Raw genomic sequence first — 21,379 nt, forward strand, 5'->3', positions numbered from 1 at the left:
TCAGAGCGGTCAGGCAGTAAGGGGACGCTCCCCTCCCTGTCCTTCCGCAGCTTAGTCCCGCAAGCGGGGACCGCTCATTCCAACTGCCGACACCGTCCTTGGCCTCCTGACCCCGAACGCCGACATCTGCTCCAACCCGATGGTGCGAGACGATGTTCCCGCAGGCCAGGCAGATACCCCACTCGCCAGTACGCCTATGGCGAACGTGGGGCGGCCCGTCCTGCGTGTCGCCCCCTCCCACTAGGGATGTCTTACCCGTACGCACGGACACTCCATGCCGCGCGCACCGGTTCCCTCCGCTACGGGCGAACATCCTTGCGCTGCCGAACACCCCGCGCGCCCTTGCTCCCGGCACTCTGCGTAGTCATTGCACCACCCAGCGTAACTCGGGACCTACTCGGGCTGTTGCTCCGGGCATGGTCCACACAGTGCCCCTGCTTTCCACGGTGCCCCTCCCCCGCCGACCGCGCGACCCGGACGGGACGGCGCGCCGCTGGTACGAGGACGGGCTGGGCTGGGCCACCGTTCCCGGAGAGCCGTTGCGGCTGGTCACAGGCGTGCGATTCGACGTCCTGGAGGTTCCCGCCGAGGCCGGTGAGGCCGCGCTGCGGCATCTGGATCCCCTGTCCCCGGTGGCGCTGCACGGGGACCGCATGCGGCTGCTGGTGGCCGCGGGCAGCGGGGACGAGCTGCCGGGGCTGCTCGACTGGCTGGAGTGGGGCTCCCTGGCCGTGGATCTCACCGCCGTCGGAGCGGGCGGGCACATCGAGGCGCCGCTGCCACCGGGGCGGGCTCCCGCCGCCGGCTCCCCGGACACCGGCTCCCCGGCCGTCGGTCCGCTGATCCCGGCCGGCCCGATCGGGCCGCTTCCCCCGGACCGAAACCGTTCACAGGGGGCCGCCGTCTGGCTGCGGCCCCCCGAGCCGGGAAGCGATATCGAACTGCTGCTGCCGACTCTGTCGGCCGTGGGGGGCGTTGGGGGCGCCCCCGATCTGGTGCGGCTGGTCGACACGATGGCCACGGAGTGCCACCGGGTGCGGCTGCGCCGCGCGTGCGCTCAGGCGTTGGCCTTCTCGTAGGCCTCGCGGATGGACGCCGGAACACGGCCGCGGTCGTTGACCTCGTAACCGTTCTCCTTCGCCCAGGCACGGATCTGCGCGGTGTCCTGGGTGCCACCCGAAGCGGCAGCGCGGGTCTTGCCGCGACCGCCCGCCGCGCGGCCACCGGTACGACGACCACCCTTGACGTAGGGGTCGAGAAGGCCACGGAGCTTGTCCGCATTGGCGGTCGTGAGGTCGATCTCGTACGTCTTGCCGTCCAGCGCGAACGTGACGGTCTCGTCCGCCTCGCCACCGTCGAGGTCGTCGACAAGAAGGACCTGAACCTTCTGTGCCACCGGATTTCCTTTCATCGATAACTTCAGGGCCGAGGGAGTGCGGCCTGCGCCGCTTGTTTCGCGTCCCCTGTTATATGCAGTGCTGCAGTACGTCGGAAAGCAAACCGCTTTTGCTGGAAAAACACAAACCCCTGGGAGAGGTCAACCTGCGACGGACGGCCCGGGAAAGATACGCGTTTCGGACATAGGGAACCTGGGCAACGCTGTCCGGGTGAAGCATGGACCGAATAGGCCGGGCGATGCCTTGACGATCACAGATGCAGAAGCATCCGGCTGTTGCCCAAGGTGTTCGGTTTCACTCGTTCGAGACCGAGGAACTCCGCGACGCCCTCGTCATAGGAACGCAACAGCTCCGCGTAGACATCGGTGTCGACCGGCGTCTCACCGATCTCGACGAAGCCGTGCTTCCCGAAGAACTCGACTTCGAAGGTCAGGCAGAATACGCGGCGAACGCCGAGCCAGCGGGCGGTCTGCAGCAACTTCTCCAGCAACTGGTGTCCGACACCGAGCCCCGTGGCCTCGGGCTTCACCGCGAGAGTGCGCACTTCCGCCAGGTCTTCCCACATGACGTGCAGGGCTCCACACCCGACGACCTCGCTGTTGTCGTCGCGTTCCGCCACCCAGAACTCCTGGATGTCCTCGTAAAGCGTGACCGTCGCTTTGTCGAGCAGGATGCCGCGCCGGACGTAGGCGTCGAGGAGGCGGCGCACCGCCGGGACATCCGTCGTCCGGGCCCGCCTGACGGTGACAGCTTTTGCGGTGGGGCTCTCTGCTGGCATGACCGGACGCTATCGCCCGGTGCCGCCCCCGTCCGAGGCGGGGTTCTTCTCGTCCCGCGTCTTGGCGGGGTTCTCCGCCGGGGTTGTGCCGGGCTTGCCGCCGGTGCTCGCGGCAGGCGGTTCGGAGGGGGATGCGGATTCGGGGGATTCGGCTTCCGCGGGGGTCGCCGTTTCGGTGTCCGCGGCTTCCGTGTCGGCCGTTTCGCCGTCTTCGGGCTCCGGGGCACTTGACGGGACCTGCACGATGCGCATGGCGTCCCGCAGTGCCTGCCGTTGTTCGTCGCTCATCATCCCGAAGAAGGCGACGAGTGCGGCGGCCGGGTTGTCGCTCTGCGACCAGGCGTCGTTCATCAGTGCGGCTGCGTAGGCGGCGCGGGTGGAGACGGCCTCATATCGATAGGCCCGGCCTTCCGCCTCACGGCGGACCCAGCCCTTCTGATGGAGATTGTCCAGCACGGTCATCACCGTGGTGTATGCGATGGACCGTTCCTGTTGAAGGTCTTCCAGGACTTCTCGAACGGTCACCGGGCGGTTCCACTTCCACACCCGCGTCATGACCGTGTCTTCGAGTTCTCCCAAGGGGCGGGGCACCCTCAGCACAATAGTGGGAGTTGTCACCAATGGCCTGCCGGACGGGTACCCATCCGACGGAAGGCGACAAAAAGGGCGTACAGCTCGAAAAATGAGCGCGCCGCACGCCGTACGCTGCGTGGCGGGGGCGGCCGGTGCGGACCGGCGCCGGCCGGGGTGCGAGCCGGCCCGGTCAGCCCTTGGTCATCCGCGGGGCCTGGGAGGCGCTCTCCGCGCGCGCGAGCGCCGCGTCAACGGCCGCGTCCTCCTTGGCCTTGGCGGCGCCGCCCTGGGTCTTCACGATCACCCTGATGAGCCCGCCGAAGAAGACAGCCATGACGACCGGGGGCACCAGCGCGTTGACGTATTCCATGCGTCCAGAGTAGCCAGGCCCTGTCCGAGGGATCCGGGTCGGGTGGGCCTTACCGGACAGGGGCGGGTGCGAGGGGTGCGGCGCGGGGGCGGTCAGCCGACGGCGAGCTGCTGCCGTGCGTGCGGAGGGCCCGGCTTGCGCTTGGGCGGGAAGACCTCGCCGGGGGTGGGGATGGGGCGCTGCGGGCGCGGGGACTGCGGCTCGGGGCGCGGTCCGGGCTTCTCGGGCTTCTCGCCCGGTTTGTCGCCGGGTTTGCGGGCAGGCTTCTCGGCCTGTTCCTCCGCGCTGCCTCGGCCGCCGGGGAGGGCCGTGAGCCGGGCCCGGCAGGCGGGGACCGTGACACCGCCGGAGGCGGGACGGGCGGCACCCCGCACGTCGCGTTCGGCGAGGGCGTCACAGCGGTCGAGGAGGGCGGCTGCGGCCGGAGTGCCGCGCAGGGCGCCCAGGGCGGCGAGATCGTCCGGGACCGGGCGGTAGCCGGCCCGCAGGGCGTCGTCCAGGAGGGCGAAGTAGCCGGCCGAGGCGCCGGGGAGGGCGGCGCGGTAGCGGGCGAGGTCGGCCAGCAGGAAGGCCCGCAGACGGGCCCCCTCCCGCACCGCCTCGTCGACGGACTCGGCGAGGCGGACGCAGTCCTGGACGTCCTCGGCGGAAACGGTGCGGGGGTGCAGGGCGAGGGCGAGGGCCCGGCGGAGCACGCGCAGCTCCTCCGCGCCGAACGCCAGGCCGCCGCGGGATCCGAATGGCGTGGGCATGCGGTGACGCTACCGCTAATCGGACAAAACGGGCCCCACGGGACTCCGTGTCGCCTTCGGGTTCCCTCAGGTGGGGGCGGCCTTCGGCGCTTCGCCGCGTCTCACGTACGGGACACGTTGCGTTCGTAGACCAGCCGCAGGCCGATCAGCGTCAGCCATGGCTCGTGCTCGTCGATCACCGTGGACTCGCCGAGGACCATCGGGGCGAGCCCGCCCGTGGCGATGACCGTCACGTCGTCCGGGTCGGCCGACAGCTCGCGGGCCATCCGGCCCACGACCCCGTCGACCTGGCCCGCGAAGCCGTAGACGATGCCCGCCTGCATCGCCTCCACCGTGTTCTTGCCGATCACGCTCCGCGGCCGCGCCACCTCGATCTTCCGCAGCTGCGCGCCCTTGACGCCCAGCGCCTCCACCGAGATCTCGATGCCCGGCGCGATGACCCCGCCGACGTACTCCCCGCGGGCGCTCACCGCGTCGAACGTCGTCGCCGTGCCGAAGTCCACGACGATCGCCGGTCCCCCGTACAGCTCGACCGCGGCGACCGAGTTGATGATGCGGTCGGCGCCGACCTCCTTGGGGTTGTCGGTGAGGATCGGCACGCCGGTCTTCACCCCCGGCTCCACGAGCACCGCGGGCACGTCGCCGTAGTAGCGGCGCGTCACCTCGCGCAGCTCGTGCAGCACCGACGGCACGGTCGCGCAGATCGCGATGCCGTCGATGCCGTCGCCCAGCTCCTCGCCGAGGAGCGGATGCATGCCCATCAGGCCCTGCAGGAGTACCGCCAGTTCGTCCGCCGTGCGGCGCGCGTCCGTGGAGATCCGCCAGTGCTCGACGATGTCCTCGCCGTCGAACAGGCCGAGGACGGTGTGCGTGTTGCCTACGTCGATGGTCAGCAGCATGGCTCTTTCCTACTCCGCCGCTCGCAGGTCCAGGCCGATGTCCAGGATCGGGGAGGAGTGCGTCAGCGCTCCGACCGCCAGGAAGTCGACACCCGTGTCCGCGTACGCCTTCGCGTTCTCGAGGGTGAGCCGGCCCGACGCCTCCAGCAGGGCGCGGCCGTCGACGATCGCGACCGCCTCCTCGCACTCGCCCGGCGTGAAGTTGTCCAGGAGGATCAGGTCCGCGCCCGCGTCGACCGCCTCGCGCAGCTGGTGCAGGGTGTCGACCTCGACCTCGATCGCGACGTCCGGGAACATCTCGCGGACCGCCTCGAACGCCTGGGCGACACCGCCGGCCGCCACGACGTGGTTGTCCTTCACCAGCGCCGCGTCCGACAGGGACATCCGGTGGTTCACACCGCCGCCGCAGCGGACCGCGAACTTCTCCAGGGCGCGCAGGCCCGGCGTCGTCTTGCGGGTGTCCCGTACGCGCGTACTGGTGCCCTCCAGGGCGTCGGCCCACGCGCGCGTGGCGGTCGCGATGCCCGACAGACGGCACAGGATGTTCAGCGCGCTGCGCTCGGCGGTGAGCAGGTCACGGGTGCGGGTGGTGACGGTCAGAAGCTTCTGACCGGCCTCCACCCGGTCGCCGTCGTCCACGTGCCGCTCGACCTCGAACTCGTCCGTGCAGACCACCGAGATGACCGCCTCGGCGACCCGCAGGCCCGCCGCCACTCCGGCCTCGCGCGCGGTGAAGTCGCCGGTGGCGACCGCGTCCTCGGGGATCGTCGCGACCGTCGTCACGTCGACGCCGTGGTCCAGGTCCTCCTGGATGGCGACGTTGGCGATGTCCTCGACCTCCACCGGGTCGAGCCCGGCGTCGGCCAGGAGCTGGGCGAGTGCCGGGTCGAGCCCGCACTCCAGGAATTCCTCCTCGGTGTCCGCGCCGCAGGCACAGCCGTCGCCGCAGCCACCGGTCGAGGCGAGGGGAAGGTCGGGGGTGCTCACGTTCGTCACTGCTCCTGAGGCCGGTGCTGCGGGAAGGGCTCCCCGGCGCGCGCGGCGCCGGGCGACCCGGGGAGGGTCGGGGGGAAGTCTGCGGTGTCGGTGGTGTGTACGGCCAGCGTCCGGTCCGGATTCAGCCGTACGACGATGTGGCGGCGCCAGGCGTTGTCGTCGCGGCCGGCGTGGTCCACGCGCCAGTGGCAGCCGCGGGTCTCCTCGCGCAGCTGGGCCGCGGCGACCAGGACCCGGGCCACGCACAGGAGGTTGGTGGTCTCCCAGGTGTCCACGCCGGGCTCGGAGGTCTTGCCGTTCTCCGCGAGGGCGTCGCGCGCGTCGCTGTGCAGGCGCTGGAGCCGGTCCGCGGCCTTCTGGAGGGAGGTGGCGGAGCGGAGCACTCCGGCGCCGTCCGTCATGACCCGCTGGATCGTGAACCGGTCCTCCGGGGCAAGCAGCGGGTGCGTGGGCCGCTCGGGGTACGAGACGGGTTCGGGCACGCGCGCGTGCAGGCCGTCCTCCGCCCGGCCCCGCGCGATGTCGGCGGCGATGCGCTCGGCGTAGACCAGGCCCTCCAGCAGGGAGTTGGAGGCGAGCCGGTTGGCGCCGTGCACTCCCGTGCAGGCGACCTCGCCGCACGCGTACAGGCCCGGCACGGTCGTCCGGCCGCGGGAGTCGGTGCGCACACCACCGGAGGCGTAGTGCGCCGCCGGGGCGACCGGGATGGGCTCGGTGACCGGGTCGATGCCGTGGGCGCGGCAGGCGGCCAGGATCGTCGGGAAGCGGTGCTCCCACATCTCGGCGCCGAAGTGGCGGGCGTCGAGGAACATGTGCTCGGCGTCCTGCTCCTGCATCCGGCGCATGATCCCCTTGGCGACGATGTCACGTGGCGCCAGTTCGGCCAGCTCGTGCTGACCGAGCATGAAGCGCACCCCGTCCGCGTCCACCAGGTGGGCGCCCTCGCCGCGCACCGCCTCGGAGACGAGCGGCTGCTGGCCCTCCGCGTCCGGTCCGAGGAACAGCACGGTCGGGTGGAACTGCACGAACTCCAGGTCGCTGACCTCGGCTCCGGCGCGCAGGGCGAGCGCCACGCCGTCGCCCGTGGACACCGACGGGTTGGTGGTCGCGGAGAAGACCTGGCCCATGCCGCCGGTGGCGAGGACCACGGCGGGCGCGTGCACGGCGCCCACGCCGTCGTGCTGGCCCTCGCCCATGACGTGCAGGCTGACGCCCGCGGTCCGGCCCTCGGCGTCGTTGAGCAGATCCAGGACCAGCGCGTTCTCGATCGCGCGCAGTCCACGCGCGCGAACGGCTTCCACGAGCGCCCGGGAGATCTCGGCGCCGGTCGCGTCACCGCCGGCGTGCGCGATCCGGCGGCGGTGGTGGCCGCCCTCGCGGGTGAGCTCGATGCCGCCCTCGTCGTCGGTGTCGAAGTGCGCTCCGGTGGAGATCAGCCGGCGTACCGCGTCGGGGCCCTCGGTGACCAGGATGCGGACCGCCTCCTCGTCGCACAGGCCCGCCCCGGCCACCAGCGTGTCCTCGAGGTGCTCCCCCGGGGTGTCGCCCTCGCCGAGGGCCGCCGCGACGCCGCCCTGCGCCCAGCGGGTCGAGCCGTCGTCCAGTCGGGCCTTGGTGACGACGACCGTCCGCAGGCCCGCGGCCTCGCAGCGCAGGGCCGCGGTGAGGCCGGCGACGCCGGAACCGACGACGACGACGTCGGCGGAGATGGACCAGCCCGGTGCGGGCGCGTGCAGTCGTATGCCTGTGCTGCTCACGAGGCGGCTCCGTGGGAATCGACGGGCTCGGGGGCTCCGAAGGAGAGAGGGATGTTGTCGATCAGCCGGGTCGTCCCGACCCGGGCGGCCACGGCGAGGACGGCCTCGCCGGTGTAGTCGTCGGGGACCTCGGTGAAGTCCGACGGGTCGACCAGGGCCAGGTAGTCCAGGACCAGCGGCGGGTCCAGGTGGGCGGCCTCGTCGAGCATGAGCCGGGCGGTGGCGCGGACGGCCGCGGGACCGCCGGGCGCGGCCTTGGCCACGGCGTGCGCGTCGGCTGCGGCGCGCGACTCGCCTATCGCGCTGAGGGCCTCGGCCCGCGCACTCGTGGAGGGCACCTCGCGGGCACGCGCGCGCAGCGCCTCCTGGGCGGCGTGCCGGTCCCGCCCCGCGAACAGGGCCCGCGACAGGGTGAGCGCGGTGTGCCGCTCGGTGGGCGAGAGGTAGCGGTTGCGGCTGGAGAGGGCGAGCCCGTCCTCCTCGCGCACGGTGGGCACGCCGACGATCTCCACGCCGAAGTTCAGATCGCGCACCATCCGGCGGATCAGGGCGAGCTGCTGGGCGTCCTTCTGCCCGAACAGGGCGACGTCGGGGCGCGTGAGGTGCAGCAGCTTGGCGACGACCGTGAGCATGCCGTCGAAGTGCCCGGGGCGGTGGGCCCCTTCGAGGCGCTCGCCCATCGGGCCCGCGGACAAACGCACCTGGGGCGCGCCGCCCGGGTAGACCTCCTCCACGGAGGGGGCGAACACGGCGTCCGCACCGGCCTGTTCCGCGACCTTCAGATCGGCGTCCAGGGTGCGCGGATAGCGGTCGAGGTCCTCGCTCTCGCCGAACTGCAGCGGGTTGACGAAGACGGTGGCGATCACGAAGCCCTTGCCGCCGACGTGCTTGCGGGCCGCCCGGATCAGGGTGGCGTGGCCCTCGTGCAGGGCACCCATGGTCATCACGACGGCCGTACGCCCCGGCACCCCGTGGTGGTCCTGGGCGTACCGCAGATCGTCCACCGTGGGGACGAGTTCGAAGGGGCGGCGGGTCATCGGTCTTCCCCGTTCTCAGGGTTCTCGGGACTCTCGGGGTGCTCGGAGCTCCCGGAGTTCCCGGGCAGATGGGTGCCGTTGGCGAGTACACCGAGGAGGTCCTCCGCGAGCTCCGGCCTGAGCAGTCCGTGGGCGAGGGCCCGGTCTGCGGTCGCGCGGGCCATCGCCAGATAGCCGGCCACGGTCTGAGGGGCGTGCTCGCGCAGCTCGGCGATGTGCGCGGCGACCGTGCCCGCGTCACCGCGCGCGACGGGGCCGGTCAGCGCCGCGTCACCGGAGCGCAGGGCGTTGTCCAGGGCGGCGCCGAGCAGCGGGCCGAGCATGCGGTCGGGGGCCTCGACGCCCGCCGCGCGGAGCAGGTCCATGGACTCGGCGACCAGGGTGATCAGGTGGTTCGCGCCGAGGGCGAGGGCCGCGTGGTACAGCGGGCGCCGCTCCTCGGCGATCCACTCGGGCTCGCCGCCCATCTCGATCACGAGCGCCTCGGCGGCCAGCCGCAGCTCCTCGGGCGCGGTGACCCCGAAGGAGCAGCCGGCCAGGCGCTGGACGTCCACGGGGGTGCCGGTGAAGGTCATCGCGGGGTGCAGGGCGATGGGCAGCGCTCCCGCGCGCAGGGCGGGGTCGAGCACACGTGCGCCGTAGCGCCCGGAGGTGTGCACCAGCAGCTGTCCCGGCCGTACGGCCCCGGTCTCGGCGAGGCCCTGCACGAGGCCCGGCAGGGTGTCGTCGGGGACGGTCAGCAGCACCAGCTCGGCGCGCTCCAGGACCTCGGCGGGCGCAAGGACCGGCACGTCAGGGAGCATCAGCGCCGCCCGCCGCCGGGAGGCGTCGGACACCCCGGAGACCGCGACCGGGCGGTGTCCGGCGAGTTGCAGGGACGCGGCGAGCGCCGGACCGACCCGGCCCGCTCCGACCACGCCCACGGTGAGCCGCGCGGGGCGGTCCTTGGGATCTGGCTGTTGGAATGTACTCACTCGTCGGTGGCCTTCCCGTTCCAGTCCGCTCTGGGTACCGGACGATTTCTCGTCATGTTAACGCTATCCGTCGGCCGGGCGGCCGGCCCTCCACAGGACCTGGGATTTCCGCAGGTCGCGCGGGGTGGGAAATTCCTGATGCCGGGCGCCCCGGGCGCGCGGCATCATCCAGGGCGTGAACACGGTGGCGAGGGCGGAGAGGGACGAGGACGGCATGACGCGGACGACGGAGACCATGGAGGGGGACGGCCGGACGGCGGCCGGACCCCAGGAGGGGCAGCCGAGGCAGGCGCACGGCGAGGAGGCGCAGGAGCGGCCGGCGCCGACGCCGGCCGAGCGCTCACGGCTGCGGCGGGAGCGCCGGATACGGGTCGTGCGCGGCGCGGAACGCGTGCTGAGCCGTCCGGGCTTCCTGGGCACGCTCCGCGACCGGCTGGCGCTGCTGGACGACGCCGCGGACCTGTACGACCTCGACGAGTCCGCCGACATGTACGGATCGGGCGTCGTCGAGGCCCTGGAGGAGAAGGTCGCCGGACTGCTCGGCACCGAGGCCGCCGCCTTCTTCCCGACCGGCACGATGGCCCAGCAGGTGGCGCTGCGCTGCTGGGCGGGCCGCACCGGCAGCCCCACGGTCGCGCTGCACCCGCTCGCCCACCCGGAACTGCATGAGCGGAAGGCGTTCACCGAGGTCAGCGGGTTGCGCCCGGTGCACATCACCCGCGAGCCCCGGCTGCCGACCCCCGACGAGGTGCGCGACTTCGAGGAGCCCTTCGGGGCGCTGATGCTCGAACTGCCCCTCAGGGACGCCGGTTTCGTCCTGCCCTCCTTCGAGGAGCTGACCGAGGTCGTGGAGGCGGCGCGCGAGCGCGACGCGGTGGTGCACTTCGACGGCGCGCGCCTGTGGGAGACCACGGTCCACTTCGGCCGCTCGCTGCCGGAGATCGCGGGCCTCGCGGACAGCGTCTACGTGTCCTTCTACAAGTCGCTCGACGGGTACGGCGGCGCGGCGCTCGCCGGCCCCAGGACGCTCGTCGAGGAGGCCAAGACGTGGCGCCACCGCTACGGGGGCATGGTCTTCCAGCAGTTCCCGACGGTGCTCTCGGCCCTCGCCGGCCTGGAGCGGCACCTGCCCCGGCTGCCGGAGTACGTGCGCCACGCGCGCGTGGTCGCCGCGGCGCTGCGTGAGGGGTTCGCCGCGGCCGGGCTGCCCTGGACCCGTGTGCACCCCGCCGAACCGCACACTCACGACTTCCGGCTCTGGCTGCCGTACGACGCCGACGTCCTCACGGAGACCGCGTTCCGGCAGGGCGAGGAGACCGGGACCCTGCTGTTCGCCAACCCCTGGCAGGACGGCGGCCCCGGCCTCGCCTTCACCGAGGTCTCCGTACGGGCCGACGCGCTGGCGTGGACGGCGGACGATGTGAGGGCGGCGGTGACGGAGTTCGCGGCGCGCCTGCCGTAGGAGGCCGGGGACCGCGGGAAGTCAGCAGCTGGGGCGCGGGCGGCGGTGCGCCCATCGGGACAGTGCCGTCCGCAGCCGACCGCGTGCCGGACGGCCCGCCAGGACGGCACGGAACGCCCGGTAGTCGCCGAGCTCGCGCACCAGCTGCCAGTCGTGGGCGCCGGGGGCGGGCGGGGCGGGCTCGCCCAGGCGCCGGGCGCGGTAGGTGTCGAGAAGGTACTGCTGGGTGATGCTCATGGGAGATCGCCTCTTCGGGACGTGAGGACAGAATCCGTGGGCTCCGCGGTTGCCCCGGCCCACCCAGGCTGTGCCCGGGCCGCCGCCCCTGTCGCGTCGATTGACGGCTGCCGTCAAGCGACGGCCGGGTTGTCGGTGGCCCGGTGCACCATGGGGTCATGAGCGTGCGTATCGACATCACCGGGCTGCGGCAGGAGCAGATCGCCGTCGTGACCTCCCCGCTGGCCGAGCTGGGGATGGCCCTGCACGCCCTGTCCGAGCCCGGCCACCACCCCAGGCTGCGGGGCTGGGCGACCGGCGTGACCTGCGACCTGGACCCGCATCTCGCCGACCGGATGTGCGAGGCCGACTTCCTGTGGCGCACAACGTTCCCGGACCTCTTCCTGCCGTACGCGGGCCTGCCGGGCGGGAACGCGCTCCCCGGTGCCACCCTCGCCGAGGAACTGGACCAGCTGGACAAGCTGAGCGACGAGCAGTTCGTCGACACGGCACTGGAGTTCACCTGCGCGCTGCCGTACGACGACGGGGGCCCCACCGCGCTCACCGACGCGGAGTCCCGTCGGCGCGCCCTGGAGCTGGCCGCCGCGCGAGGGCCGCAGAGCCTGCTGTTCAGCGAGCGGCTGCTGGCCGACCCGCCGCGCACCCGGGCGTGGCTGCGGCAGTTCCTGGAGGACTGCGACGCGGCCTTCTTCGCGGCCACCTGGTCCCGGCTGCACCACCAGCTCGCGGCGGACGCCCGCCACAAGACGGACCTGCTGCGGCACAAGGGCCTGGCCGAGGCGCTGGCGTCGGTGTCGCCCGCGGTGACGCTGGACGAGGCCGCGGACCGGATCACCGTGGACAAGCTCGGCGAGGGCCGTACGGCCACGGCGGGCAGCGGTCTGCTGCTCGTCCCGACCAGTCTGGGCTGGCCGCATCTGATGGTGCTCCACCGGCACGGCTGGCAGCCCGTGCTGCACTACCCCGTCGGCTCCCCGGAGATGGCGGCGCCGTTGTCGCTGGAGCAGCTGACCCTGCGGATGACCGCCCTCTCCCATCCGGTGCGCATGCGCCTGTGCCGCAGCCTCGCCCGCAGCGCGTTCACCACGGGTGCGCTGGCGCAGAGCCATGGGATGACGGCACCCGAGATATCCCGGCATCTGGGCACCCTGAAGAAGGCGGGCCTGCTCACGACCCGCCGCCGCGGCCGGTATGTGCTGCACCAGCTGGACGTGACGGCGGTGGCCCGGCTGGGGAGCGAGTTCCTGGAGGGCATTCTTCGCTAGCGCTGCGACCGGAAAGGCTCACCGGCTCGCGACGCCCGGCAGGGGCACGGGCCGTCGTCAGTCGAAGCGGATGTGCTTCAGCCCGATCCTCGTCTGCCGCAGCCGGGTGCGCAGGGCACCCTCGGTGTTGGGGCGGAGCGTCAGCCCGGCGAGGACGGCGATCCGGTCCGCCGTCTTGGGCACCGTGGTGTTGTCCGTCCACAGATGCTCGGCGAACTCCGGTTCGCGCAGCCGCTCCAGACAGTGGTCGAGCTGCCTGACGGCCCAGCTCTCCCTGCGCAACGGGGCGTCCTTGCCGGCCACGTACCTCACGAGGTGCCCGAAGCCGCGCTCCCGCAGCCGCTCCAGCACGGTCTCGCGCTCGGCGAGGAGAGTGAAGTGCCGTACGTCGTGGCCCCGTTCACCCAGCAGTCCCACCGTCTCCTCGAAGTAGCCCGGGTCGGTGACCGTCATGGGCGCGATGACCACACCGTCGTGCTCGGTCAGCGCGAGGTCCAGGACCTCGACGACGCCCTGCCGCCAGGACGCCAGGTCCTGGAAGTTCCCCCGCAGTTCGAGCGGCAGCGTGCGGTGCAGTCCGAAGCCGATGTGTTCGGGGTCGCAGACGACGCTGCCGGGCAGACGACGCTGGATCTCGTGTGCGGTCTGTGTCTTGCCGCCCCCGAAGGGGCCGTTGATCCACAGGAGCATGCGGCAGACCCTAGTGGGCGGCGGGCACGGGAAGGCCGGGAGTGACTCAACCGTGGCCGGCCGCCCGGAGGAGGGGACCGGTTCCGCGGCCGTCCGGAGGACGGGACCGGTGCCACCGGCCGCCCAGGGGCCGAGACGGCTCAGCCGTGGCCGCCCGCCCGTACGAGACCGGTCTCGTAGGCGAGGACGACGACCTGGACCCGGTCCCGCAGGCCCAGCTTGGTCAGGATGCGGCCGACGTGGGTCTTGACGGTCGCCTCGGACAGCACGAGCCGGGCCGCGATCTCGCCGTTGGACAGCCCCTGCGCGACCAGCACCATGACCTCGCGTTCGCGTTCGGTGAGCCGCTCCAGCTCCTTGTGCCGGGGCTCGGTGGCACCGCCCGGCAGCATGGGCGCGAACCGGTCGAGAAGACGGCGGGTGGTGGAGGGCGCGACCACGGCGTCACCGCTGTGCACGGAGCGGATGGCGGCCAGCAGTTCCCCGGGGGGCACGTCCTTCAGCATGAAGCCGGAGGCACCCGCCTTCAGCCCGGAGAACGCGTACTCGTCGAGGTCGAAGGTGGTCAGGATCAGCACCTTCGGGGCGTCCGGCTCCGAGCAGATGCGGCGGGTGGTCTCCACACCGTCCAGCTTCGGCATACGGACGTCCATGAGGACCACGTCGACCTCGGTGGCACGCAGCACCTGCAGGGCCTCGACCCCGTCGCCCGCCTCCGCGACGACCTCCATGTCCGGCTGGGCGGCGAGCACCATCCGGAACCCGGTGCGCAGCAGCACCTGGTCGTCGACGAGCATCACGCGGATCGGCATGGCGGGGTCCTCCGGTCGGACTTCGGTCGGTGGGCTGGGCGGTGTCGTGAGGAAGCGGGCGGTCGGGTCGGGAGCACGTGTCAATGAGCCGGTTTCAGCGGCAGCAGAGCGCTGATACGGAAGCCTCCACCGGGGCGGGGACCGGCGTCCAGGGTGCCGCCCACCATGCCGACGCGTTCACGCATACCGATCAGGCCATGGCCCTGGCCGTCGAAGCCGCCCTCCTCGTACAGCTCGTGCGGGGCGCCCTTGCCGTCGTCCTCCACGAGCAGTCCGAGGCCGTCGTCGAAGTACACCAGGCGCACGCTCGCACCGGTGTTGGGGCCCCCGTGCTTGCGGGTGTTGGTCAGCGCCTCCTGGACGATGCGATACGCCGTCAGCTCGACGCCGCTGGGCAGCGGGCGCGGGGTGCCCTCCACCTTGAAGTCGACGGGCAGGCCCGCGCTGCGGCACTGCTCGACCAGCTCGTCGATCTGTTCGACGTCGGGCTGGGGCACGTACTCGCCGGCCTCCTTGTGCTCGCCGGTGCGCAGCACACCGAGCAGGCGGCGCATCTCGGCGAGGGCCTGGCGGCCGGTTCCGGAGATCGTCTCCAGGGCCTTCTTCGCCTGGTCGGGGGCGGCGTCGAGCACGTACGCGGCGCCGTCCGCCTGCACCACCATCACCGAGACGTTGTGCGCGACCACGTCGTGCAGTTCGCGGGCGATCCGGGCGCGCTCGGCGGCGACCGCGACCTTGGCCTGCGCCTCGCGCTCCTTCTCCAGCCGGGCGGCGCGCTCCTCCAGCTGGGCGAGATAGGCGCGGCGGGTGCGCAGGGAGTCCCCGAGCACCCAGGCCAGGGCGAAGGGGACGGTCTGGAAGACCGCGATCGCGGCGTTGCCCACCGTGCCCGAGTGGGCGTCCGGCCACCGGATCATGGCCAGTGGGCCGGCACACAGGCCGCCGACGAGACCGGTCCGGGAGGCCCAGCGGGCACCGTCCGCGGCGACCGTGTAGATGATCGCCAGCATGGCGAAGTCGCCGATCATCGGCTGCTGGTCCACGAGCAGCTGGACCAGCCCCATCGCGAGAGCCACCAGAAGCATCTTCTCGGGCAGGCGCCGGCGCAGCGCCACGACCACGCACAGGACGGCGGAGATCGCGAGGCCCGCGGGGATCGATCCGTGGTGGTTCCGCGCCTCGCTGAGGTTGGTCACGCTCACGCTGGAGAGCCCGAACAGGATGACGGCCCAGAAGCCGTCGACCCATGTCGGGTGCCTGCGGAGGAAGTCATAGAGGCGCTGCACATAACCCAGCGTAGGGAAGCGCTGTGCGTGCAGGGGTCAACCGGAGGACCGATCCGAGGCGGACACGTGTACTCCGCAAGGTGGATGCTCCATGATCCCCAACGGCTACGGCGCCCGGGGGCGGCACGTCGCAGCCGCGGAAGCCCGTGGGTGGTGCGGGGTGGCCGGTCGGCCGGCACCGCGGGCACCGCGCGCGGAACGCCGGTCCCGCGACCCGGGCGCGGAGCGCCGACACCGCACGCCGGGCGCACGCGCCCGCCCGGTCGTCGATGCCCTCCGGGCACACGCCCCCTCCCCTCCCTGCCCCCGCACCGGGCCTAGCCTGACCCCGTGGCAGAGCAGGCGGACGACGAGTGGCGGGGCTGGCGGGCGGCGGCCGAGGAGGCGCTGTACGGGGCGCACGGGTTCTACCGGCGGCCCGAGGGTCCCGCGGGACATTTCCGTACGTCCGTGCACGCCTCCCCGCTCTTCGCGGCCGCGGTGGCCCGGCTGCTGCGCGCGGTCGACGGGGCTCTGGGAAGCCCGGCCGAGCTGGCGTTCGTGGACATGGCGGCCGGGCGGGGCGAACTGGTCACCGGCGTCCTGAACGCGCTGCCCCGGGACGTCGCCGCCCGCACGCGCGCGTACGCCGTGGAGATCGCCGAACGTCCCGAGGGGCTCGATCCCCGGGTCGAGTGGCTCGACGGGCCTCCGCGGGGCGTCACGGGTCTGCTGTTCGCCAACGAGTGGCTGGACAATGTGCCGGTCGAGGTCGCGGAGGCCGGCTCCGACGGCGTACCCCGGCTGGTCCTCGTACGCGAGGACGGCGGTGAGCGCCTCGGGGAGCCGGTCACCGGCGCGGAGGCGGAGTGGCTACGGCGCTGGTGGTCGCTGCCCGCCGAGGGCTGCCGTGCCGAGATCGGGCTGCCCAGGGACGCCGCCTGGGCCGCGGCCGTCGCCACCGTGGGCCGTGGACTCGCCGTCGCCGTCGACTACGCCCACCACGCGGCCGCCCGGCCGCCCTTCGGGACGCTCACCGGGTTCCGCGCGGGCCGGGAGGTCGCCCCGGTACCGGACGGCTCCTGCGACATCACCGCGCATGTGGCGCTGGACGCGTGCGCCCTGCCCGGGGCGCGTCTGCTGACCCAGCGCGCCGCCCTGCACACGCTCGGGGTCACCGGCGCGCGCCCCCCGCTGACGCTCGCGTCCACGGACCCCGCGGCCTATGTACGCGCCCTCGCGCACGCCGGAGCCGCCGCGGAAGTCACCGCTCCGGGAGGTCTCGGCGACTTCGGCTGGCTGCTCCAGCCCGTGGGGATCGCGGGAGCCTCGCTCGGGGGGCTACTTGTCGATGTCCCCGACCACGAAGAACAGTGACCCGAGGATCGCCACCATGTCCGCGACCAGCGTCCCCGGCAGCAGCTCGGTCAGCGCCTGGATGTTGTTGTATGAGGCCGAGCGCAGCTTCAGCCGGTACGGGGTCTTGTCGCCCTTGCTGACCAGGTAGTAGCCGTTGATGCCGAGCGGGTTCTCGGTCCAGGCGTAGGTGTGGCCCTCGGGTGCCTTGAGCACCTTCGGCAGACGCTGGTTGACCGGCCCGGGCGGCAGCTCGGCCAGCCGGTCCAGGCAGGCGTCGGCGAGGTCGAGCGCGTTGTGCGTCTGCTCCAGGAGGCACTCGAAGCGGGCGAGGCAGTCGCCCTCCTGCCGGGTGACCACCTTCAGCGTGTCCTGGAGTTCCCCGTACGCCAGGTACGGCTCGTCCCGACGCAGGTCGAAGTCCACCCCGGAGGCGCGCGCGATGGGGCCGCTCACGCCGTACGCGTGCACCGTCTCGGGCGCGAGGGTCCCCACGCCCCGGGTGCGGCCCCGGAAGATCTCGTTGCCGAGCACCAGGTCGTCGAACCGGTCCATCCGGGAGCGCACGTCCCGCACCGCGGTACGCGCGCGTGCCGTCCAGCCGGCCGGGAGGTCCTCCTTGAGGCCGCCGACCCGGTTGAACATGTAGTGCATACGCCCGCCGGAGATCTCCTCCATGACGTTCTGGAGCTCCTCGCGCTCCTGGAAGGCGTAGAACACCGGCGTGATGCCGCCCAGCTCCAGCGGATAGGAGCCGAGGAACATCAGGTGGTTCAGGACGCGGTTCAGCTCCGCGAGGAGCGTGCGCATCCACACCGCGCGCTCGGGGACCTCCATGCCGAGCATCCGCTCCACGGCCAGGACCACGCCCAGCTCGTTCGAGAACGCGGAGAGCCAGTCATGGCGGTTGGCGAGCATGATGATCTGGCGGTAGTCGCGCGCCTCGAACAGCTTCTCCGCGCCGCGGTGCATATAGCCGATGACCGGCTCCGCGTGCCTGATCCGCTCGCCGTCCAGCACCAGCTTGAGCCGCAGCACACCGTGCGTGGAGGGATGCTGCGGACCGATGTTGAGCACCATGTCGGTGCTTTCCGCGGCACCGCCGATCCCGACCATGGTCTCCGTCGTGGGAGTCATGGCACCAGTCTCTCGTACGTACGCTTACGCCATGGAAACGGGGACTGTGGACAGGGGCGGCAAGCCGGTGTGGCGGAGCCTGCCGCCCGGGCTGCTGCGGATGCGGCGCTTGTTGCTGGTGGTGTGGCTGGGGCTGTCGGCCCTCGCGGTGGGGCTGCTCCTGGGTCTGCTCGCCGGGCCCGGGTGGGCGCTGTTCGCGGTGCTGCCGCTGGCCGCGCTGGGCTGGGGCTGGGTGGTGCTCGGCCGCAACTGGCGCTCCTGGCGGTATGCCGAGCGCATCGACGACCTGCTGATCAGCAGGGGTGTGCTGTGGCGCGAGCAGACCGTGGTGCCGTACGGGCGGATGCAGCTGGTCGAGGTCACCTCCGGGCCGGTGGAACGTTACTTCGGGCTGGCGAGTGTCCAGCTGCACACCGCGGCCGCGGCGACGGACGCCACCATTCCGGGCCTTGACCCGGCCGAGGCGGAACGGCTGCGGGACCGGCTGACCGAGCTGGGCGAGGCCCGATCGGCGGGGCTGTGAGCACGCCCGGGGACCTGCCCGCGATAGCGGAGGGACGCGACCCGGCCGAGCGACGGCTGCACCCGGTCACACCGCTGCGACGTGCCTGGGCGCCGGTCACCGTGATCGCCGGCTGGGCCGCGCACGACCCCGGTCAGGCCCAGCAGCAACTGACCCGGCTGACCGCGACCACGATCTTCGCCGCACTCGCGGCCCTCGTGACGGCCGCCTCCCTGTACGGCTTCCTCAGCTGGCGGTTCACCTCCTTCGCGGTGACCGACACCGAACTGCGCATCCGGACAGGCCTGTTGTTCCGCCGCACCGCGCACATCCGGCTGGACCGGTTGCAGGCCGTCGACGTCACCCAGCCGCTGCTGGCCCGGATCGCGGGCGTCGCCAAGCTGAAACTCGACGTCATAGGGACCGACAAGAAGGACGAACTCGCCTATCTGGGCGAGGACGACGCGCGCGCCCTGCGCGCCGAACTCCTGGCGCGCGCCGCCGGTTTCGCGCCCGAGGCGGCGCGCAAGGTCGGTGAGGCACCGATGCGGCCGCTGCTGCACGTGCCGCCGGGCATGCTCGCCGTCTCCCTGCTGCTCATCGGCGCCACCTGGGGTTCGCTGCTCGGTGCCCTAGTCGTGCCGACGCTGGTGTGGTTCGGCACGCACAGCGTCTGGTCGGTGCTCGTGGCCGGGCTGCCACTGGTCGGCGGAGCGGCCACGCGGAGCGCGGGGCGGTTCGTCCGCGCCTACGACTGGACGGTCGGCGAGTCGCCGGACGGACTCCGGATCGACCACGGGCTGCTCGACCGGGCGCACGAGACGGTGCCGCCGGGGCGGGTGCAGACCGTACGGATCGTGGAGCCGCTGCTGTGGCGGCGGCGGGGCTGGGTCCGGGTGGAGCTGAATGTGGCGGGCTCGTCCAACTCGGTGCTGGTGCCGGTCGCGCCGCGCCCCCTCGCCGAGTCGCTGATCGCCCAGGTGCTGCCCGGGGTCACGGTCCCCACGGCCCTCGCCCGGCCGCCGCGCCGCGCCGGCTGGTGCCTGCCGCTGTGGTGGCGCGGCCATGGACTCGCCGTCACCGACACGGTCTTCGCCGCGCGGCACGGCCTGCTGCGCCGGACCCTGTCCCTCGTCCCGCATGCGAAGGTGCAGAGCGTGCGGCTGACGCAGGGGCCCTGGGAGCGGTTCAGGAAGGTCGCCGACGTGGAGGTGGACACCGGCGCCAACAAGACGGTGCGGGCCCGGCTGCGGGACGCCGAGGAGGCGGCGGCACTGCTGTACGCGCAGGCGGACCGGTCACGGACGGGGCGCCGGGACGCTCGGCCGGAGCGGTGGATGGCCTCGTAGACCGAACGGCGTGGACGGCCTCGTAGGCCGAACGCGAGGGGGAACGGCGTGAGGGGCGGCGGCACTCGGTGTGCCGCCGCCCCTCATGCGTCTGTACGGGCCGTGCTCAGGACGCCGCGGTGCGCAGCCCCTGCAGGTCGATCTGCTCGGTCTCGTCGTGAGCCGTCAGGTCGATGACCTGGCCGACGCCGCGTGCCTCGGGGTCCGCGGGCTTGAAGCCGGACTCGGACTCCTCCTTGTGCATCGCGAGCGCCTCCTGGCCGACGACGTCCGCGAGGTCCTCGTTCTGCACGGAGGTCAGGGTCTCCCCCGGCCCCTTGGTGCCGAAGAAGTCGAAACCGCCCTCCGCGGACGGGCGCCGCGGCGGGGCCGCCGGTACGACGGCGACGGCGGTCGGCACGGTGAAGTGCCCGGTGGCGTGGGCGGGCTTCGTCGCGGCCGGCTGGGGCTGCTGTGCGGTCGGGGCGGGCTCCTGCCCGGCGACCGCGGTGGGCTGCCCCTCGTCCTCCGCGCCGGAACCGTCCCGTCCGGTGCCGGCCTCCGCGGAGCCGCCCTTCCGGCCGCCGCCGTTGCCGGGGCCGTCGTCCTTCGGGGGCACGGACTCGGAAGCGGTCTTCGCCCGGGCCTCGGTGAGCGCGGAGAGGGCCGACGGTGCGGGCTGCTGGTGGGCGTCGGCGGCCGCCTTCGCGGGGCCGCTCCCGTCCAGGGTCTCGTCAGGCTCGACGGACTCGGCGGTGCCGTCCTCCGTAGTCCGCGCGGCGTCCTCGTCCCGCTCCGGGGCGTCGTCCGGCGCCGATGCGGCGGTCTCCTCCGGGGCGTCCTTCTCCGACGCGGGGTCCTTCGGCGCCTCGTCGTCGCCGTCCTTGACCAGCCGCGCCAGCGCAGAGTCGGCCCGCAGGAAGAGCGCGGATCCCTCCGGGGAGAACACCCCGGGAGTCGTCGGCTCCTCGCCCTCGGCGTCCCGTACGTCCGCACCCTGCGGCGTCCCGCTCTCGGCACCGCCCGGCGTCGTCGAGTCGTCCGGCCTACCCGTCGTCCCGGCGGGCAGCGCCCGCGCCTGCGGCACCGTCGTCTCTATGGCCAGCAGACGGCGGCCCTCCAGGGCGGTCGCGCGCTCTGTCTCCGCGGTGGCGTAGCGCCGCAGCAGGGCCGCGTGCTCGTTGCGCAGCTTGGCCAGCTCCGCGCGCTTGGCACGCAGCCTCTGCTCCAGCTTGGTGCGCAGCTCGCGCGACTCCTCCAGGTCCGACTCCAGTTCGGCGACCCGCTCCTCGTGGCGCCACTCGTCGCTCGTGCGCGCGCGTGCGAGGTCCGCGACGTGTTTGCCCGCGGCCACGTCCCAGCGGCGCATGACGACCGCGCCCAGCACCGTCGTCACCGCGGCAGCCGCGGCCAGCCCACGGAGCACCAGTGGCTCCGTGAACAGCCAGGGCCCCACAGCGCAGACGATCGAGACGCCGGCGATCACCGAGGAGGGCAACAGCCTGTGCAAGGGCGGAGAATGGCGGTGACGTCCACGTGGCATGGCCAGAAACTTACCGCGCGTAGGCGAATGATGGTGCCCCGCCCGGTAAAAACACGGCCACTCCTACGCGTTCATACGGCCCCGGGGACACCGGAAACGGGAGAGCCGCCCTCAAAATCCCGTGCATTCCCTTCCACCAGGCATACGACACGGGAACCCGAGGGCGACGGCGCCCGTCCTGCGGGCTCCTCGCGCCCGTCCTGACGGCCCCTCGCGGCTGCCCCACGGCGCCTGCGGCAGCCATCGCCC

Annotated in this window: 22 protein-coding genes; 6 read left to right on the forward strand and 16 right to left on the reverse strand. The window is 72.8% G+C overall.

What is annotated here, in order from left to right; genetic code table 11:
• Positions 1–416: 416 nt before the first annotated feature.
• Positions 417–1,079: an SCO3374 family protein gene (locus ACFYX0_RS14100; protein ID WP_388970110.1), complete on the forward strand. Its 663-nt coding sequence runs from the start codon at positions 417–419 to the stop codon at positions 1,077–1,079.
• Here ACFYX0_RS14100 and ACFYX0_RS14105 read toward each other — a convergent pair.
• The 10 genes from ACFYX0_RS14105 to ACFYX0_RS14150 all read right to left on the reverse strand — a co-directional run bounded on the left by ACFYX0_RS14105 (position 1,058) and on the right by ACFYX0_RS14150 (position 9,533).
• Complete coding sequence (locus ACFYX0_RS14105; protein ID WP_355912899.1) at positions 1,058–1,396, reverse strand: Lsr2 family protein; 339 nt, start codon at positions 1,394–1,396, stop codon at positions 1,058–1,060. The genes ACFYX0_RS14100 and ACFYX0_RS14105 overlap by 22 nt on opposite strands.
• Before the next feature lie 251 nt (positions 1,397–1,647).
• Positions 1,648–2,175 carry an amino-acid N-acetyltransferase gene (locus ACFYX0_RS14110; RefSeq protein WP_311694781.1) on the reverse strand — a complete coding sequence of 176 codons (528 nt, stop codon included), beginning with the start codon at positions 2,173–2,175 and terminating at the stop codon, positions 1,648–1,650.
• A 9-nt stretch (positions 2,176–2,184) separates the two neighbouring features.
• On the reverse strand, positions 2,185–2,730 hold the full coding sequence (locus tag ACFYX0_RS14115) for a BlaI/MecI/CopY family transcriptional regulator (RefSeq protein ID WP_388970300.1): 546 nt from the start codon (positions 2,728–2,730) through the stop codon (positions 2,185–2,187).
• Positions 2,731–2,938: 208 nt separating this feature from the next.
• Entirely contained in the window at positions 2,939–3,118 is a 180-nt protein-coding gene (locus ACFYX0_RS14120) for a hypothetical protein (RefSeq protein WP_355912905.1), read from the reverse strand.
• Between the two features lie 92 nt (positions 3,119–3,210).
• The gene (locus ACFYX0_RS14125; protein ID WP_388970112.1) at positions 3,211–3,870 is read right to left on the reverse strand and encodes a hypothetical protein; all 660 of its coding nucleotides are present in this window, start codon (positions 3,868–3,870) and stop codon (positions 3,211–3,213) included.
• Positions 3,871–3,971: 101 nt separating this feature from the next.
• Positions 3,972–4,769: a type III pantothenate kinase gene (locus ACFYX0_RS14130; protein WP_388970114.1), complete on the reverse strand. Its 798-nt coding sequence runs from the start codon at positions 4,767–4,769 to the stop codon at positions 3,972–3,974.
• A 9-nt stretch (positions 4,770–4,778) separates the two neighbouring features.
• Complete coding sequence (gene nadC / locus ACFYX0_RS14135) at positions 4,779–5,756, reverse strand: carboxylating nicotinate-nucleotide diphosphorylase (protein WP_388970116.1); 978 nt, start codon at positions 5,754–5,756, stop codon at positions 4,779–4,781.
• A 5-nt stretch (positions 5,757–5,761) separates the two neighbouring features.
• A complete protein-coding gene (locus ACFYX0_RS14140) occupies positions 5,762–7,522 on the reverse strand; it encodes an L-aspartate oxidase (RefSeq protein ID WP_388970118.1) in 1,761 nt (586 codons plus the stop codon).
• The gene (gene panC / locus ACFYX0_RS14145) at positions 7,519–8,559 is read right to left on the reverse strand and encodes a pantoate--beta-alanine ligase (RefSeq protein ID WP_388970120.1); all 1,041 of its coding nucleotides are present in this window, start codon (positions 8,557–8,559) and stop codon (positions 7,519–7,521) included. The genes ACFYX0_RS14140 and panC overlap by 4 nt, the downstream gene beginning before the upstream one ends.
• A complete protein-coding gene (locus tag ACFYX0_RS14150; protein WP_388970123.1) occupies positions 8,556–9,533 on the reverse strand; it encodes a Rossmann-like and DUF2520 domain-containing protein in 978 nt (325 codons plus the stop codon). The genes panC and ACFYX0_RS14150 overlap by 4 nt, the downstream gene beginning before the upstream one ends.
• Before the next feature lie 235 nt (positions 9,534–9,768).
• Between ACFYX0_RS14150 and ACFYX0_RS14155 the strand changes: the two genes are divergently transcribed.
• Positions 9,769–10,995 carry a threonine aldolase family protein gene (locus tag ACFYX0_RS14155; protein WP_388970302.1) on the forward strand — a complete coding sequence of 409 codons (1,227 nt, stop codon included), beginning with the start codon at positions 9,769–9,771 and terminating at the stop codon, positions 10,993–10,995.
• 21 nt (positions 10,996–11,016) lie between these two features.
• Here the strand turns inward: ACFYX0_RS14155 and ACFYX0_RS14160 are convergent, their stop codons facing one another.
• A complete protein-coding gene (locus tag ACFYX0_RS14160; RefSeq protein WP_388970125.1) occupies positions 11,017–11,232 on the reverse strand; it encodes a hypothetical protein in 216 nt (71 codons plus the stop codon).
• A gap of 158 nt (positions 11,233–11,390) precedes the next feature.
• Here ACFYX0_RS14160 and ACFYX0_RS14165 point away from each other — a divergent pair, with 158 nt between their 5' ends.
• On the forward strand, positions 11,391–12,497 hold the full coding sequence (locus ACFYX0_RS14165; RefSeq protein WP_355912926.1) for a DUF5937 family protein: 1,107 nt from the start codon (positions 11,391–11,393) through the stop codon (positions 12,495–12,497).
• 57 nt (positions 12,498–12,554) lie between these two features.
• Here the strand turns inward: ACFYX0_RS14165 and ACFYX0_RS14170 are convergent, their stop codons facing one another.
• The 3 genes from ACFYX0_RS14170 to ACFYX0_RS14180 all read right to left on the reverse strand — a co-directional run bounded on the left by ACFYX0_RS14170 (position 12,555) and on the right by ACFYX0_RS14180 (position 15,285).
• Complete coding sequence (locus ACFYX0_RS14170) at positions 12,555–13,187, reverse strand: AAA family ATPase (protein ID WP_388970127.1); 633 nt, start codon at positions 13,185–13,187, stop codon at positions 12,555–12,557.
• Positions 13,188–13,327: 140 nt separating this feature from the next.
• On the reverse strand, positions 13,328–13,999 hold the full coding sequence (locus ACFYX0_RS14175) for a response regulator transcription factor (protein WP_311694794.1): 672 nt from the start codon (positions 13,997–13,999) through the stop codon (positions 13,328–13,330).
• Positions 14,000–14,079: 80 nt separating this feature from the next.
• A complete protein-coding gene (locus ACFYX0_RS14180; RefSeq protein WP_311694795.1) occupies positions 14,080–15,285 on the reverse strand; it encodes a sensor histidine kinase in 1,206 nt (401 codons plus the stop codon).
• Positions 15,286–15,615: 330 nt separating this feature from the next.
• Between ACFYX0_RS14180 and ACFYX0_RS14185 the strand changes: the two genes are divergently transcribed.
• A complete protein-coding gene (locus ACFYX0_RS14185) occupies positions 15,616–16,641 on the forward strand; it encodes an SAM-dependent methyltransferase (RefSeq protein WP_388970129.1) in 1,026 nt (341 codons plus the stop codon).
• Here ACFYX0_RS14185 and ACFYX0_RS14190 read toward each other — a convergent pair.
• Positions 16,606–17,757 (reverse strand): NADH-quinone oxidoreductase subunit D, encoded by a 1,152-nt coding sequence (locus ACFYX0_RS14190; RefSeq protein WP_388970131.1) that lies wholly within the window; start codon positions 17,755–17,757, stop codon positions 16,606–16,608. The two genes, ACFYX0_RS14185 and ACFYX0_RS14190, sit on opposite strands and share 36 nt — an antisense overlap.
• A 31-nt stretch (positions 17,758–17,788) precedes the next feature.
• Between ACFYX0_RS14190 and ACFYX0_RS14195 the strand changes: the two genes are divergently transcribed.
• Together ACFYX0_RS14195 and ACFYX0_RS14200 are read left to right on the forward strand one after the other, a co-directional pair.
• Positions 17,789–18,280 (forward strand): PH domain-containing protein, encoded by a 492-nt coding sequence (locus ACFYX0_RS14195; RefSeq protein ID WP_388970133.1) that lies wholly within the window; start codon positions 17,789–17,791, stop codon positions 18,278–18,280.
• Complete coding sequence (locus ACFYX0_RS14200) at positions 18,277–19,608, forward strand: PH domain-containing protein (protein ID WP_388970135.1); 1,332 nt, start codon at positions 18,277–18,279, stop codon at positions 19,606–19,608. Before ACFYX0_RS14195 ends, ACFYX0_RS14200 begins: the two co-directional genes overlap by 4 nt.
• Positions 19,609–19,714: 106 nt before the next feature.
• Here ACFYX0_RS14200 and ACFYX0_RS14205 read toward each other — a convergent pair whose 3' ends face one another.
• A complete protein-coding gene (locus ACFYX0_RS14205) occupies positions 19,715–21,130 on the reverse strand; it encodes a hypothetical protein (protein ID WP_388970137.1) in 1,416 nt (471 codons plus the stop codon).
• Between the last annotated feature and the right edge of the window lie 249 nt (positions 21,131–21,379).

The organism is Streptomyces sp. NPDC002573 (assembly GCF_042889625.1).
Taxonomy (GTDB): domain Bacteria; phylum Actinomycetota; class Actinomycetes; order Streptomycetales; family Streptomycetaceae; genus Streptomyces; species Streptomyces gibsoniae.

Coding starts and splice junctions, on each gene's coding strand:
- ACFYX0_RS14160 (WP_388970125.1), bottom strand. CDS start 11,232: ATGAGCATCACCCAGCAGTACCTTCTCGACACCTACCGCGCCCGGCGC.
- ACFYX0_RS14195 (WP_388970133.1), top strand. CDS start 17,789: ATGGAAACGGGGACTGTGGACAGGGGCGGCAAGCCGGTGTGGCGGAGC.
- ACFYX0_RS14130 (WP_388970114.1), bottom strand. CDS start 4,769: ATGCTGCTGACCATCGACGTAGGCAACACGCACACCGTCCTCGGCCTG.
- ACFYX0_RS14170 (WP_388970127.1), bottom strand. CDS start 13,187: ATGCTCCTGTGGATCAACGGCCCCTTCGGGGGCGGCAAGACACAGACC.
- ACFYX0_RS14110 (WP_311694781.1), bottom strand. CDS start 2,175: ATGCCAGCAGAGAGCCCCACCGCAAAAGCTGTCACCGTCAGGCGGGCC.
- ACFYX0_RS14205 (WP_388970137.1), bottom strand. CDS start 21,130: ATGCCACGTGGACGTCACCGCCATTCTCCGCCCTTGCACAGGCTGTTG.
- ACFYX0_RS14100 (WP_388970110.1), top strand. CDS start 417: ATGGTCCACACAGTGCCCCTGCTTTCCACGGTGCCCCTCCCCCGCCGA.
- ACFYX0_RS14165 (WP_355912926.1), top strand. CDS start 11,391: ATGAGCGTGCGTATCGACATCACCGGGCTGCGGCAGGAGCAGATCGCC.
- ACFYX0_RS14190 (WP_388970131.1), bottom strand. CDS start 17,757: ATGACTCCCACGACGGAGACCATGGTCGGGATCGGCGGTGCCGCGGAA.
- ACFYX0_RS14120 (WP_355912905.1), bottom strand. CDS start 3,118: ATGGAATACGTCAACGCGCTGGTGCCCCCGGTCGTCATGGCTGTCTTC.
- ACFYX0_RS14155 (WP_388970302.1), top strand. CDS start 9,769: ATGGAGGGGGACGGCCGGACGGCGGCCGGACCCCAGGAGGGGCAGCCG.
- ACFYX0_RS14125 (WP_388970112.1), bottom strand. CDS start 3,870: ATGCCCACGCCATTCGGATCCCGCGGCGGCCTGGCGTTCGGCGCGGAG.
- ACFYX0_RS14115 (WP_388970300.1), bottom strand. CDS start 2,730: ATGACGCGGGTGTGGAAGTGGAACCGCCCGGTGACCGTTCGAGAAGTC.
- ACFYX0_RS14175 (WP_311694794.1), bottom strand. CDS start 13,999: ATGCCGATCCGCGTGATGCTCGTCGACGACCAGGTGCTGCTGCGCACC.
- panC (WP_388970120.1), bottom strand. CDS start 8,559: ATGACCCGCCGCCCCTTCGAACTCGTCCCCACGGTGGACGATCTGCGG.